The following is a 14,045-nucleotide window of genomic DNA, read 5'->3' as shown; positions in this document are numbered from 1 at the left end:
CGAATGATCATCCGTTCGATGCCGCCGCCACCGACTTCGCGTAATAGGCCTGCCGCGCCTGCAGGCGCTCGCGGTAGCGCTGCTGGCTGGCGGTGAGATGCGCCCGCATCGCCTCGCGCGCGGCGTTCGCATCGCCCGCCGAGATGGCGTTGAGGATCACCAGATGCTCGCGCTGCAGCCCGCGCTGGTATTCGTCGGACTGGACAAGCTCCGTCGACCAGGGCGAGGTCACGTCGCAGGGAATGGCGCGGCGGCCGAGCACGTCGAGCATCTCGACATAGAAGGGGTTGTTGGTGGCGCTGGCGATCGCCCGGTGGAAGGCGAGATCGGCCGGACCCGTCGGCTGGCTGTCGAGCAAAAGCCGCTCGAACTCGAAGAAGGCTTCCTGGATCGCTGCCTCCTGCGCGGCGTTCCGGCGGATGGCGGCAAGGCCTGCCGATTCGATCTCGATCGCCAGCCGCACCTCAAGCACATTGAGCGCGATGGAGTCCTTGGCCCCCATGTCGGCGGCCAGAACGCCGAGCGTGGTGGAGATATGCTCGGTGACGAAGACGCCGGCGCCTTGCCTGGGCTCGACAAGACCGTCGGCGGCGAGCTTGGCCAGCGCCTCGCGGATGACGGTACGGCTGACGCCGAAGGTTTCCGTCAGCTGGCCCTCGGTGGGCAGCTTGTGCCCGGGCGGGATCTCGCCCGCCAGAAGCTGCTTGCGGATCGCCGCAACCACCGTTTCCGACAGCTTCGGCTTCCGTTCGACCCTGAGATCGGTTGTGGTATCGGCCACGTCGCACTTCCTATTTGAACACGCCTATTTGAATACGCCCTATCTGAATACACTTGGCAGCCACAGCGAGATCGCGGGAATATACGTCACCAACCCCAGAACCACGATACCGGCGCCGTAGAACGGCCAGATCGAGCGCATCGCTTCCCACACCGTGATCTTGCCGACGGCGCAGGCGACGAACTGCACCGTGCCGACCGGCGGCGTGTTGAGGCCGATGCCGAGATTGAGGATGGTGATGACGCCGAAATGCACCGGATCGACGCCGTAGTGCTGGACCAGCGGCAGGAAGATCGGCGTGCAGATGATGATCATCGGACCCATATCCATGAAGGTACCGAGAAGCAGCATCAGCACGTTGAGCAGAAGCAGCACCACCAGCGGATCGGTGGAGATGGCGTTCATCCCGGCGATCAGCAGCACCGGCACCTTGAGATAGGCCATCAGCCAGCTGAACGACGCCGCCATGCCGATGATCAAAAGCACCATCGAAGTCGTGCGCACCGCGCCAAGCGTGGCGTGGACGAAATCGTTCCAGCGCATCGATCGGTAGACGAAGACCGTCACCAGCAAGGCGTAGAGGATGGCGATGCAGGAGCTTTCGGTTGCCGTGAAGATGCCGGAGCGAACGCCGCCGAAGATGATGCCGACCAGGAGCAGACCGGGGATGGCGATCAGCGCCAACTGCCCGACACGCGCGAAACCTGGAAAAGTCTCGACCGGATAGCCGCGCTTGCGGGCGACGAGATAGGCGGTGACCATCAGCGAGGCGGCGAACAGAAGGCCGGGCAGGATCCCGGCGGTGAACAGGTCGGCGATCGAGATCTTGCCGCCGCCGGCGATGGAATAGATGATCATGTTCTGCGACGGCGGCAGAAGCAGCGCGATCAGCGCCGCCATCGAGGTGACGTTGACGGCATAGTCGGCGCCGTAGCCGCGCGCCTTCATCTGCGGGATCATCAGCCCGCCGACCGCGGCCGCTTCGGCGACCGCCGAGCCGGAGATGCCGCCGAACAGCGTGCCGGCGATGATGTTGACCTGGCCGAGCCCGCCCCTGACATGGCCGACCAGCGAGCCGGCAAAGGAAACGATGCGCTGCGCGATGCCGCCGCGCACCATGAGGTCGCCGGCATAGATGAAGAACGGGATCGCCATCAGTGAGAACACGCTCATTCCCGACTTCAGCTGCTGGAACACGACCAGCGGCGGCAGGCCGAGATAGAGCACCGTGGCGAAGGATGCCGCGCCCAGGCAGAAGGCGATCGGCGTGCCGGCCAGCATCAACAGCGTGAAGACGCCGAACAGGATCCAAAGCTCCATCTAGGCCTCCTGCACCGCCGGCATCTCGGGCACATCCTCGAGATTGAGATTCCTGTCGACGTCGATACCCGACCAGCGCAGCGCGATGCGTTCGGCCGAGAACAGGCAGATCAGCACACCGCCGGTGACCAGTGGCAGATAGTCGAAGCCGCCCGGCAGCTCGAGCGCGGGAATGATGGTGTGCCAGGTGAGCCCGACCAGCTTGCAGCCGTACCAGACCATGCCGACGCCGAACGCCAGAGCGATCAGGTCCGAGAGTGTGCGCAAGAACCCCTTGCTGCCCTTGGGCAGGATATAGACCAGCACGTCGAAGCCCATATGGTAGTTCTCGCGCACGCCGACCGCGGCGCCCAGGAAGATGAACCAGTTCATTAGCATGATGGCGCTGGTCTCCGTCCAGCTCGGCGAGTTGTTGAGAACGAAGCGGGAGAACACCTGGTAGGCGACCAAAGCGGTCATCAAGACAAGCCCGAACCCGGCGAGATAGAGCGCGCCGTCGCAAACCCGCGACAGGATGATGCTGAAGCGCGGCGCCGCTTCGCCCGCCTTTGTCGTTGTCGCCATCCGATCCTCCCGATCTTCAGCCTGTGAGAACGTGACGGGCGGGCAGATAGCCCGCCCCGCGGGCAGCTTTCATTTGGTCGCCTGAATGCGCGCGGCGAGGTCCTTCAGCTCTGGCGTCGACAGATATTTGTCGTAGACCGGCTTCATCGCGTCGATCAGCGGCTGCTTGTCGATCTCGCTGACCTTGACGCCGGCTTTTTCGACGATGTCGCGCGACTTCTTCTCTTGCGCATCCCACAGCTCGCGCATCTTGACGACGCTGTCCTTGGCGGCCTGGCGCACGATCGTCTGGTCTTCCGGCGAGAGCTTGTCCCAGCTCGCCTTCGCCATCACCAGCACTTCCGGCACGATCTGGTGCTGGTCGACCGTGTAGTGCTTTGCCACCTCATAATGCTTGGCGGATTCGAAGCTCGGCCAGTTGTTCTCGGCGCCGTCGATGACGCCGGTTTCGAGTGCCGAATAGACCTCGCCATAGGCCATCGGCGTGGCATTGGCGCCGAGCGCATTGACCATGTCGACGAACACGTCCGACTGGATGACGCGGAACTTCATGCCCTTGAGATCGGCGATCGAGGCGATGTCCTTCCTGGTGTTGTAGAAGGAGCGCGCGCCGGAATCGTAAAAGGCGAGGCCGACGAGGTCATGCGCCTCGAAGGCCTTGAGTATCTGTTCGCCGATCGGCCCGTCCATGACGTGGCGCATCTGGTCGACCGAGCGGAACATGTAGGGCAGCGACGGCACCTGCGTTTCCGGCACAATGCCGTTGAACGGTCCCATCGAGACGCGGTTCAAATCGATGACACCGGTCTGCGTCTGCTCGATCGTGTCCTTCTCCTCGCCGAGCTGCGCCGAATGATAGACCTCGATCGAATAGCGGCCGTTGGTCCGCTGCTTGATCAGCTCGCCCATGTATTTGACCGCCTCGACGGTCGGATAGCCATCGGGATGGGTGTCGGCCGAGCGCAGCACGGTCTCGGCGCTGGCAATGCCGATCAGCAGCGAGCCGAAGGCCAACGTGACCACCGTCAATTTCGAAAGATGCAACATGACTTCCTCCCTTTGAAAACCCTGGCGACCGGCTCAGAGCCGGTACGCCTTCTTGGCGAGCGTGTAGGCAAGCTCCCGCGCCAGCTCATGCGCTTCCTCCTCGCGCAACCGGTGTTCGGCGACCAACCGCGCCAGGAAGGCGCAGTCGACGCGGCGGGCGACGTCATGACGCGCCGGGATCGACGGAAAGGCGCGCGTGTCGTCGTTGAAGCCGACGGTGTTGTAGAAGCCGGCCGTCTCGGTGGTCATCTCGCGGAAGCGGCGCATGCCTTCCGGGCTGTCGTGGAACCACCAGGCCGGCCCGAGCCTGAGCGCCGGATAGACCCCGGCGAGCGGCGCTAATTCGCGCGCGTAGCTCGTCTCGTCCAGCGTGAACAGGATGATCGTGAGGTCGCGCTCCAGCCCGACGCAGTCGAGCAGCGGCGCCAGCGCCGCCACATAGTCGGTCCTGGTCGGGATATCGAAGCCCTTGTCGCGGCCGAACTTCCGGAAAACAGCCGGCGAATGATTGCGCCATGATCCAGGATGGATCTGCAGCACCAGGCCGTCGTCGCGGCTCATCTTGGCCATCTCGGTCAGCATCTGGGCGCGAAACAGCTTTCGCTCGCTCTCGTCCTCCGAACCGCGGCGGATGCGGTTGAACAGCTCTTGCGCTCCGGCGTCGGAAAGATTGGCGGTCTCGGCGGTCGGATGGCCGTGGTCGGACGAGGTCGCGCCAAACGCCTTGAAATAGGCGCGGCGTTGCCTGTGCGCTTCGAGATAGCCGGCCCAAGTGCCGGTGTCGCAGCCGGTGATCTCGCCGAGCCGATCGAGATTGGCCAGGAAACCTTCGAAGTCGGGATCGACCACGGCGTCCGGCCGGTAGGCGGTGACCACGCGTCCCTGCCAGCCGCTGTCGCGGATCATCCGGTGCCATTTGAGGTCGTCGAGCGCGCCCTCGGTCGTGGCGATCACCTCGATGTTGAAGCGTTCGAACAGCGCCCGCGGCCGATAGTCGTCTTGGCCGAGCAGCGTCGCGATCGTGTCGTAGTGCCGGTCGGCGGTACTGGCATCGAGCGGCTCGTCGATGCCGAACAGATGCTCGAACACATGGTCGAGCCAGAGCCGGGTCGGCGTGCCGCGGAAGAGATGATAATGCTCGGCAAAGCGCCGCCAGATCGCCCGGCCGTCGGTCTCGACCGGGGCACCATTGGGAGTCGGGGAGTCGAGCCTCGTCACCCCTAGTTCCTCCAGCCGCACGCCCTGGCTGAACAGCATGCGGAAAATGTAATGGTCCGGCACGATCAGCAATTGCGCCGGATCGGGAAACGGCTCGTCGAGCGCGTACCAGCGCGGATCCGTGTGACCGTGCGGACTGACGATCGGCAGGTCTTTCACCCCCGCATAAAGCGAGCGGGCAAGCGTTCGCGTTTCCGGCGCGAACAGCAGGTCCGGATCGGTCAGTGCTGCCACTTGGCTTCCTCCCAGGCTGGCTTATTGGTAGATCGGCCGGAGATAATGTCAACATACAAAAATCATTAAGTTGTATGATGACTTTTGCGCGGAGCCCGGCCATTGTATGGGGCGGGGACGGATGCTACGCCGCAGTCGTCCATTCATGCCCGGGCTCGACGCGCCGATCGGAGACTTCAAACGCCAATGAACAGCCGTCTTTCCAACGCCACGATCGCTAAACTGCCGGACGCCATTGCCATACCGCGCTACGATCGCGGCGCCGTGAGGCCCGGCATTGTCCACCTGGGCGTCGGCGCTTTCCACCGCGCGCACCAGGCGGCCTATGTCGACGCCTGCCTGGCGGATGGCGAGGCGAACTGGGGCATCGTCGGCGTCTCGCTGCGCAGCCCCGACACCCGCGATGCATTGGCGCCGCAGGACGGGCTCTACACGCTGGCGGTAAGGGACAGCGCCGGCGAGCAGCTTGATGTCGTCGGCTCGATCCTGTCGCTGCTGGTGGCGCCGGAGGATCCCGGCGCGGTGCTCGCAGCACTCACCGACCCGCGCATCCGCATCGTCACGCTGACCATCACCGAAAAGGCCTATCTTCGAGCCGCCGACGGCACGCTGGACAGGGCCCATCCCGATATTGTCCACGATCTGGCGAACCCGGCATCGCCGAAGACGGCGCATGGCTTTCTCGCCGAGGCGCTCGCGCGCCGCCGCGCTGCCGGCACGCAGCCCTTCACCGTACTCTGCTGCGACAATCTCCCGGCCAACGGCGCCACGCTGCACCGGCTGCTGGTCGAGTTCGCGAAGCTGCGGGATTTACGGCACGACCGCCAGGTCGATGCCGGGCTCGCCCGACAGGGCGATGCCGAGCGTGCCGGCGCAGATCATCTTCCGTTAGCCGGCTACCTAGCTGACGATGTGGCTTTCCCGTCGAGCATGGTCGACCGCATCGTGCCGGCGACCACCGATGCCGACCGCGCGCGCATCGCCGGCGAACTCGGCTTCGGGGACGCCTGGCCGGTGATGACCGAGCCGTTCCGCCAATGGGTTATCGAGGATCGTTTCCCGGCCGGGCGGCCGGCCTGGGAAAAATTCGGCGTCACCATGGTCGAGGATGTCGGTCCGTTCGAGGACATGAAGCTGAGGCTGCTCAACGGCGCCCACTCGGGCATCGCCTATCTCGGCCTGCTCAGCGGCCACGCCACCGTCGACCGCGCATTCGCCGATCCGGCGATCCGGCAATTCGTCGATGCGTTGTGGGCCGAAGCCATCCCGACACTGCCGGACGACGCCGGACTCGATACGACCGCCTATACGGCCGAACTCGCTGAGCGGTTTTCAAACACGGCGCTCGCCCATCGCACCGCGCAGATCGCCAATGACGGCAGCCAGAAATTACCGCAGCGCATCATAGCGTCAACCCTGGAGTGCCTGGAAGCCGGCACTGAGCTGGTCCATCTTACCCTGGTGGTTGCCGCTTGGATCGCCGCCTGCGCGGCGCGGGGAAAGGCCTTGCCGGAAGGGCATTTCACCGACCCGCTCGACGCGGCGTTGACAGCGCTCTTGGACCAGCAACTGCCGGCGAATGAAACGGTGACGGCGGTGTTTGATCTGGCTGGCTTCGCCAAGGACCATGCCGAACGACAGACATTGATCGAGCTCGTAGCCGTGCATCTCGTCCACTTGCGGCGGGAAGGGCCGGTGCTGGCATTCGCCGCGCTAGGCATAGACGGCCGGTAACGCTCGCCTATTCGCGGGCCGAACCGTTCACGACCTGCCGCGCGGCATAGTCGATCCCGTTCGAATTCCAGAACAGGCGCACGGCCTTGCCGACCAGATTTGCGTAAGGCACCGTGCCGATGGTGAAGCGGCTGTCGGCGGAGTTGTCGCGGTTGTCGCCGAGCATGAAATACTCTCCCGCCGGCACCGTGATTTCCGGCGTGTCGTCGCCGACCGAGCTCACATCATAGTCGATCACCAGATAGGACACGCCTTCCGGCAGCGTCTCGCGCTGCAGCCTGGCCGAGGGGATCTCCGCGGTGGAATAGTCGCCGAGATCCTCGAGCTTGACGGCGACGCGGTTGATGTAGAGCCGGCCGTCGACCATCTGGATCCGGTCCCCCGGCAGGCCGACGATGCGCTTGATATAGTCCGTGTCCGGATTGCTGCGCGGCCTGAACACCATCACGTCTCCTCGCTTCGGCAGGCCGCCGAGAACCCGCTCCTGGATCGGGATCAGCCCGAAGGGAAAGCTGTAGCGGCCATAGCCATAAGCGGATTTGGAGGCGAACAGATAGTCGCCGGCCTCAAGTGTCGGCTCCATGCTGCCGGACCGCATCGAGAATGGCTGGACCAGGAATGTGCGGACCGCCAGCGCGGCGCCATAGGAGACGAGAAGAACAAGGATCAGCACCCAGAGCCCGCGCGCGTACCATTTGTCGGGCCTGAAACGCGACGCGAAGGGAACGACGATCACGACCGACAGGACCGCCAGACCGAGCCGCGCAAGGTTGACGGCCCAGGCAAGCTTGACGCCCGGAAAGACCGGAAAGCCGACATAGCAGACAGCCAACTCAGCCAGGCCCACCCCGACAAGCCAGGCGACAGCCAACCAACCGGCGCCGATCCACAGGAAGCCGCCGAACGGCCCGCCGAACACCGACACGAGCGCCGTCGACCATCTGGATCGTGAGCCTGATTCGCTGGACATCCGGCGCCCCCAGAGCAATTCCAGGAAAAGTGCGAAGCGATTGAGTTCGGCGCCTTCGCCGTAACTTTCCGTCAGGGATTGCGTCAAGACAAGGTGATAGAGCGGCTCGCCGGTTCCGTGAAACGGCAAGACGCTCCGACAAGCAGGGCGGACTGTCCATCAAAGGAGAAAACCGGGCAAACAAAAAAGCGGGGCAAGCCCCGCCTTTTTCCACCTATTGTCTGAAGCCGATTTCAGGCCGGCAGCAGCGCGCCTTCCAGCGTGGTGAGTTGGTTGAGGAACTGCTCGGCTTTGGCGCGGCTCTCGTCGTCCTTGGCGTCGGCCGCGTCTTCCCTGGCCTCCTGGATGCGGCGGGCGATATCGGCGCGGTCGATGTCGTTCACATGCGTCGCCGATTCGGCGAGCAGCGTGCAGCCGGAAGGCAGGATGTCGGCGAAGCCGCCGAACACGACATAGCGCTCTTCCTTGCCGGCCGCGGTCTTCACCGTGACGACGCCCGGTTTGATCGTCGTCATGACCGGAGCGTGCTGCGCCAGGACGGTCATCTCGCCTTCGGCACCCGGGATGACGACGAACTCGACCTGCTCGGAAACGAGCAGCCGCTCCGGCGAGACCAGTTCGAACTTGAAAGCTTCAGCCATGCCTGTCTAGCGAGTAGGGAATAGCGAGTAGCGAGTAGTGAAGTAACTCGGCTGGCCCACTGATCCCTATTCGCTACTCCCTATTCGCTATTCGCTAGATTACGCCGCTTCAGCCGCCAGGCGCTGTGCCTTCTCGACCGCTTCCTCGATGCCGCCGACCATGTAGAAGGCTGCCTCCGGCAGGTGATCGTAGTCGCCGGCGCAGAGGCCCTTGAAACCCTTGATGGTGTCGGCGAGGTCGACCAGCTTGCCCGGCGAGCCGGTGAACACTTCGGCGACGAAGAACGGCTGCGACAGGAAGCGCTCGATCTTGCGGGCGCGGGCAACCGTCTGCTTGTCCTCTTCCGACAGCTCGTCCATGCCAAGGATCGCGATGATGTCCTGCAGCGACTTGTAGCGCTGCAGGATCGACTGCACCTGACGGGCGACCTGGTAGTGCTCCTCGCCGACGACCATCGGGTCGAGCATGCGCGAGGTCGAGTCCAGCGGATCGACGGCCGGGTAGATGCCCTTTTCCGAAATCGCGCGGTTGAGCACGGTGGTGGCGTCGAGGTGGGCGAAGGAGGTCGCCGGCGCCGGGTCGGTCAGATCGTCGGCCGGAACGTAGATCGCCTGCACCGAGGTGATCGAGCCCTTGGTCGTCGTCGTGATGCGCTCCTGCAGCGCGCCCATGTCGGTGGCCAGCGTCGGCTGATAGCCCACCGCCGACGGAATTCGGCCGAGCAGCGCCGACACTTCCGAGCCAGCCTGCGTGAAGCGGAAGATGTTGTCGACGAAGAACAGCACGTCCTGGCCCTGGTCGCGGAAATACTCCGCGACGGTGAGGCCGGTCAGGCCGACGCGGGCGCGCGCGCCCGGCGGCTCGTTCATCTGGCCGTAGACCAGCGCGGCCTTCGAACCCTGGCCGCCGCCCTTCTTGTTGACGCCCGATTCGATGAACTCGTGATAGAGGTCGTTGCCTTCGCGGGTGCGCTCGCCGACGCCGGCGAACACCGAGAAGCCGCCGTGCGCCTTGGCGACGTTGTTGATCAGCTCCTGGATCAGCACGGTCTTGCCGACGCCGGCGCCGCCGAACAGGCCGATCTTGCCGCCGCGGGCGTAAGGAGCGAGCAGGTCGAGAACCTTGATGCCGGTGACCAGGATCTGAGCTTCCGTCGACTGGTCGACATAGGCCGGCGCCGGCTGGTGGATGGCGCGCAGTTCGACGGCGTCGACCGGGCCGGCTTCGTCGACCGGCTCGCCGATGACGTTGATGATGCGGCCGAGCATGCCCGGGCCGACCGGAACCGAGATCGGGCCGCCGGTGTCGAAGACGTCCTGGCCGCGGACCAGACCTTCGGACGAGTCCATGGCGATGCAGCGCACGGTGTTCTCGCCGAGATGCTGGGCGACCTCGAGCACCAGGCGGTTGCCGACATTGTCGGTTTCGAGCGCATTCAGAATGGCCGGCAGATGATCTTCGAACTGCACGTCGACGACGGCGCCGATGACCTGGCGGACCTTGCCGGCGGCGCCGACCCGCTTCGCCGCAACGCTGGCCGCCTTGGCGGGCGCCGCTGCCTTGGCCGGAGCGGCCGCCTTGTTGGCCGGAGCGGCCTTCGCCGCTGCTGCCGGGGCCTTTGCCGCCTTGGGGGCCGGTGCCGCCTTGGCGGCGGTCTTCGGGGTAGCTGCTTTCGCCATCGTCTTTGCCCTTTTCGTCTATCTATTACTCACGCCGTCCGCCGCGAGGTCATCGCCCCGCGCGGCGCGTGCTTAGAGCGCCTCGGCGCCCGAAATGATTTCGATCAGTTCCTTGGTGATCTGCGCCTGCCGCTGGCGGTTGTAGGTGATCGACAGCCTGTTGATCATGTCGCCGGCGTTGCGCGTCGCATTGTCCATAGCGCTCATCTTGGCGCCCATCTCGCCGGCCGCGTTTTCCAGCAGCGCCCGGAAGATCTGCACCGCGATGTTGCGCGGGATGAGGTCGGAGAGGATCTCGCCCGGCTCCGGCTCGTATTCGTAGACGGCGGTGGCGCCGTTGCTCGTCTCGGCGGCGGCGGAAGCCTGGGCCGCCGGGATGATCTGCTGCGCCGTCGGGATCTGGCTGATCACCGACTTGAACTGCGAGTAGAACAGCGTGCAGACGTCAAAGCCATTCTGGTTGAACAGGTTGATCACCTTGCGCGCGATCGCGTCGGCGTTGACGAAGCCGAGCGTCTTGACCTCGCGCAGATCGACGCGTTCGAGGATCAGCGAGCCGTAGTCGCGGCGCAGGATGTCAAAACCCTTCTTGCCGACGCAGATGATCTTGACCTGCTTGCCGTCGGCCAGAAGCTTACGAATGTGGTCGCGGGCAAGGCGAGCGATCTGCGAGTTGAAGCCGCCGCACAGGCCGCGCTCGGCGGTGCAGACGATGAGCAGATGCACATCGTCCCTGCCGGTGCCGGTCATCAGCGCCGGAGCATCGCCGCCGCCGCCGATCGCCTGGGTGATGTTGGCCAGCACCGCGCCCATCCGCTCGGAATAGGGCCTGGCCGCTTCCGCTGCTTCCTGCGCGCGACGCAGCTTCGCCGCGGCGACCATCTGCATCGCCTTGGTGATCTTCTGCGTCGCCTTGACCGAGGCGATACGGTTACGAAGGTCTTTTAACGAAGCCATGCTTCAAACCCGATCCCGTCCGGCTTCGTTCAAGCAAAGGTCTTGGCGAAGGCGTCGATTTCCGCCTTCAGCTTGGCGCGCAGGTCGTCCGACAGCGCCTTCTCGTTGCGGATGCCATCGAGCACGTCCTTGCCGGCCGAGCGCATGTGGCTGAGCAGGCCATGCTCGAACTTGCCGACCTGGTTGAGCGCCAGCTTGTCGAGATAGCCGTTGACGCCGGCAAAGATCACCGCGACCTGCTCCTCGACCTTGAGCGGCGAGAACTGCGGCTGCTTGAGCAACTCCGTCAGGCGCGAACCGCGGTTGAGCAGGCGCTGCGTGGCGGCGTCGAGGTCGGAACCGAACTGCGCGAAGGCCGCCATTTCGCGGTACTGCGCGAGCTCGCCCTTGATCGAGCCGGCGACCTGCTTCATCGCCTTGATCTGCGCCGAGGAACCGACGCGCGACACCGACAGACCAACATTCACCGCCGGGCGGATGCCCTGGAAGAACAGGTTGGTTTCGAGGAAGATCTGGCCGTCGGTGATCGAGATCACGTTGGTCGGGATGTAGGCCGACACGTCGTTGGCCTGCGTCTCGATGATCGGCAGGGCGGTCAGCGAGCCGTTGCCGTTGTCGTCGTTGAGCTTGGCGGCGCGCTCGAGCAGGCGCGAGTGCAGGTAGAAGACGTCGCCCGGATAGGCTTCGCGGCCCGGCGGGCGGCGCAGCAGCAGCGACATCTGGCGATAGGCGACGGCCTGCTTCGACAGATCGTCATAGCTGATCAGCGCATGCATGCCGTTGTCGCGGAAATACTCGCCCATCGTGCAGCCGGCAAACGGCGCCAGGAACTGCATCGGCGCCGGGTCGGACGCGGTGGCCGCGATGATGATGGAGTAGTCGAGCGCGCCGCGCTCCTCCAGCACCTTGACGAACTGCGCGACGGTCGAGCGCTTCTGGCCGACGGCGACGTAGACGCAGTAGAGCTTCTCCTTCTCGGGGCCGTTGTCGTGCACCGACTTCTGGTTCAGCATCGTGTCGAGGATGATGGCGGTCTTGCCGGTCTGGCGGTCGCCGATGACCAGCTCGCGCTGGCCGCGGCCGACCGGGATCAGCGCGTCGATGGCCTTGAGACCGGTCGACATCGGCTCATGCACCGACTTGCGCGGAATGATGCCGGGCGCCTTGACGTCGACGCGGCGGCGTTCGGTGGCCTTGATCGGGCCCTTGCCGTCGATCGGATTGCCGAGCGCGTCGACCACGCGGCCGAGCAGGCCGGGGCCGACCGGAACGTCGACGATGGCGCCGGTGCGCTTGACGGTGTCGCCTTCCTTGATGTCGCGGTCGTTGCCGAAGATGACGACGCCGACATTGTCGGCTTCGAGGTTCAGCGCCATGCCGCGGATGCCGCCCGGGAATTCGACCATCTCGCCGGCCTGGACGTTGTCGAGGCCGTAGACGCGGGCGATGCCGTCACCGACGGACAGAACCTGACCGACTTCGGAGACCTCGGCCTCCTTGCCGAAATTCTTGATCTGGTCTTTCAGAATTGCGGAAATTTCCGCGGCGCGGATGTCCATCAGCCGACCTCTTTCAGTGCAAGCTTGAGCGAATTGAGTTTGGTTTTGAGCGACGTATCGATCTGGCGCGAGCCCATCTTGACGATCATGCCGCCGAGCAGCGACGGGTCGACGGTCATGGCGATGGCCACGTCCTTGCCGGCGATGCTCTTCAGCGTCGCCTTGAGCTCGGCCTGCTGCGCATCGGTCAGCGCGTGCGCCGAGGTGACCTCGGCGGACGCCTCGCCGCGATGGTCGGCGGCGATCTGGCGGAACGCCTTGATCATGCCGGGCACGGCGAACAGGCGGCGGTTGTTGGCGACGACGCGCAGGAAGTTGCCGACGAGGCCGGTGATCCTGGCCTTGGCGATGATCGCGCCGATCGCCTTGGCCTGATCGTCGCTGGAGAACACCGGGCTGTTGATCAGCCGGGCAAGGTCGGCGCTGCCGTTGAGCATCGCCTCGAAATCGTTGAGGTCGGTCTCGACCTTGGCGACCGAATTTTCCTGCAGCGCGAGCTCGAACAGCGAGCTGGCATAGCGTTCTGCGACAGCTGAGATTGGCGATGACGATTGGGCCACGGACCGTCTTTTCTCTTGTCTGACAGGCCGCAGATTGTTGGCGCGAGCGAAAACTCTGGCTAAATCTTTGACCTTACTGCGATTTTTCCAAGCACGGAAGGATGGCTTCCGCTATCCCCGGCCGAAAGTCGATTGCCGTCTAGCACAGGCCTTTTAAGACCGCAATGCATCGTCCGGCATGGTTTTCAGGCACTTTTGTCGCATCAGCCGGCGAAGGCCAACTCCAAGCGCCGGATTAATGCATGTCGCCCAAAAGTGTGCGGCGGTTTTTGGGGAACGACATGCATCGAAACAAGAACCTGAAGCGCGTCGCTTGAATCCGTTTCAGCGCGACGCGCTGGTCATGAATTCACGGCACGAAGCCGAAGGCAAAGGCCAGCGGCAGCGCCGCCAGCACCAATTCAACCACGATGGAAGCCCAGTTGAAAGGGGTGTTGGCGCCGTCCGACATCATCGACAGAAGCCGACCGAAAGCGGTGAACAGCCAGGAGAAGCCGAGCGCCATATAGAGCAGCGGCTGCGCCAAAAGAATGCAGCACAGGCTGACACCGAGATAGAAGCCCGACATGCGGCCGCGCCCCTCGGCGATCGCCGCCGCCTTCTCGGGCTTTGCCTGCAGACGCAGGATTCGGAATGCGAGGTTCGGCGCCAGGAACAGGACGAGGCCGATGAGCAGGGTGACGACAGCGCTCGACCATGCCAGCCACTCGCCTTGGCTCGCGGGCCACGGAAACGCGAATTCCATCCTTCCCCCTGTAGATTCTTGTTTGAAATTGCCGG

General features: G+C 64.5%; 13 protein-coding genes. 1 reads left to right on the top strand and 12 read right to left on the bottom strand.

All coding sequences use genetic code 11. The features are described 5' to 3' along the window. Window positions 1-7: 7 nt before the first annotated feature. The 5 genes from EN874_RS30630 to uxaC form a co-directional block, all read right to left on the bottom strand. Entirely contained in the window at window positions 8-781 is a 774-nt protein-coding gene (locus EN874_RS30630; protein WP_126087030.1) for a FadR/GntR family transcriptional regulator, read from the bottom strand. Between the two features lie 39 nt (window positions 782-820). After that, a complete protein-coding gene (locus EN874_RS30625) occupies window positions 821-2,101 on the bottom strand; it encodes a TRAP transporter large permease (RefSeq protein WP_127428576.1) in 1,281 nt (426 codons plus the stop codon). Beyond that, window positions 2,102-2,665, bottom strand: coding sequence for a TRAP transporter small permease (locus EN874_RS30620; RefSeq protein ID WP_127428575.1), 564 nt, complete (start codon window positions 2,663-2,665; stop codon window positions 2,102-2,104). A 69-nt stretch (window positions 2,666-2,734) separates the two neighbouring features. After that, on the bottom strand, window positions 2,735-3,712 hold the full coding sequence (locus EN874_RS30615) for a TRAP transporter substrate-binding protein (RefSeq protein WP_127428574.1): 978 nt from the start codon (window positions 3,710-3,712) through the stop codon (window positions 2,735-2,737). Between the two features lie 33 nt (window positions 3,713-3,745). Further along, the gene (uxaC, locus tag EN874_RS30610; RefSeq protein ID WP_127428573.1) at window positions 3,746-5,164 is read right to left on the bottom strand and encodes a glucuronate isomerase; all 1,419 of its coding nucleotides are present in this window, start codon (window positions 5,162-5,164) and stop codon (window positions 3,746-3,748) included. A 186-nt stretch (window positions 5,165-5,350) separates the two neighbouring features. Between uxaC and EN874_RS30605 the strand changes: the two genes are divergently transcribed. Further along, window positions 5,351-6,898 (top strand): mannitol dehydrogenase family protein, encoded by a 1,548-nt coding sequence (locus tag EN874_RS30605; protein WP_127428572.1) that lies wholly within the window; start codon window positions 5,351-5,353, stop codon window positions 6,896-6,898. 7 nt (window positions 6,899-6,905) lie between these two features. Here EN874_RS30605 and lepB read toward each other — a convergent pair whose 3' ends face one another. From lepB to EN874_RS30570, 7 genes are all read right to left on the bottom strand, one after another. Next, window positions 6,906-7,868 carry a signal peptidase I gene (gene lepB, locus EN874_RS30600; RefSeq protein WP_127428571.1) on the bottom strand — a complete coding sequence of 321 codons (963 nt, stop codon included), beginning with the start codon at window positions 7,866-7,868 and terminating at the stop codon, window positions 6,906-6,908. Between the two features lie 233 nt (window positions 7,869-8,101). Beyond that, complete coding sequence (locus EN874_RS30595; RefSeq protein ID WP_127428570.1) at window positions 8,102-8,509, bottom strand: F0F1 ATP synthase subunit epsilon; 408 nt, start codon at window positions 8,507-8,509, stop codon at window positions 8,102-8,104. A gap of 99 nt (window positions 8,510-8,608) precedes the next feature. Next, entirely contained in the window at window positions 8,609-10,189 is a 1,581-nt protein-coding gene (gene atpD, locus EN874_RS30590) for a F0F1 ATP synthase subunit beta (RefSeq protein ID WP_127428569.1), read from the bottom strand. 72 nt (window positions 10,190-10,261) lie between these two features. Continuing rightward, entirely contained in the window at window positions 10,262-11,146 is an 885-nt protein-coding gene (locus EN874_RS30585; protein WP_127428568.1) for a F0F1 ATP synthase subunit gamma, read from the bottom strand. Between the two features lie 29 nt (window positions 11,147-11,175). Continuing rightward, window positions 11,176-12,705, bottom strand: coding sequence for a F0F1 ATP synthase subunit alpha (gene atpA / locus EN874_RS30580; protein ID WP_126087026.1), 1,530 nt, complete (start codon window positions 12,703-12,705; stop codon window positions 11,176-11,178). Next, window positions 12,705-13,265, bottom strand: coding sequence for a F0F1 ATP synthase subunit delta (locus tag EN874_RS30575; protein ID WP_127428567.1), 561 nt, complete (start codon window positions 13,263-13,265; stop codon window positions 12,705-12,707). The genes atpA and EN874_RS30575 overlap by 1 nt, the downstream gene beginning before the upstream one ends. 349 nt (window positions 13,266-13,614) lie before the next feature. Beyond that, complete coding sequence (locus EN874_RS30570; RefSeq protein WP_126087024.1) at window positions 13,615-14,010, bottom strand: DUF4345 family protein; 396 nt, start codon at window positions 14,008-14,010, stop codon at window positions 13,615-13,617. Between the last annotated feature and the right edge of the window lie 35 nt (window positions 14,011-14,045).

Origin of the sequence: Mesorhizobium sp. M1D.F.Ca.ET.231.01.1.1, assembly GCF_003999155.2 — a bacterium.
Classification (GTDB): domain Bacteria; phylum Pseudomonadota; class Alphaproteobacteria; order Rhizobiales; family Rhizobiaceae; genus Mesorhizobium.
The sequence above is the reverse complement of the archived record's forward strand: the minus strand, read 5'-3'. Positions and strand labels throughout refer to the sequence as shown.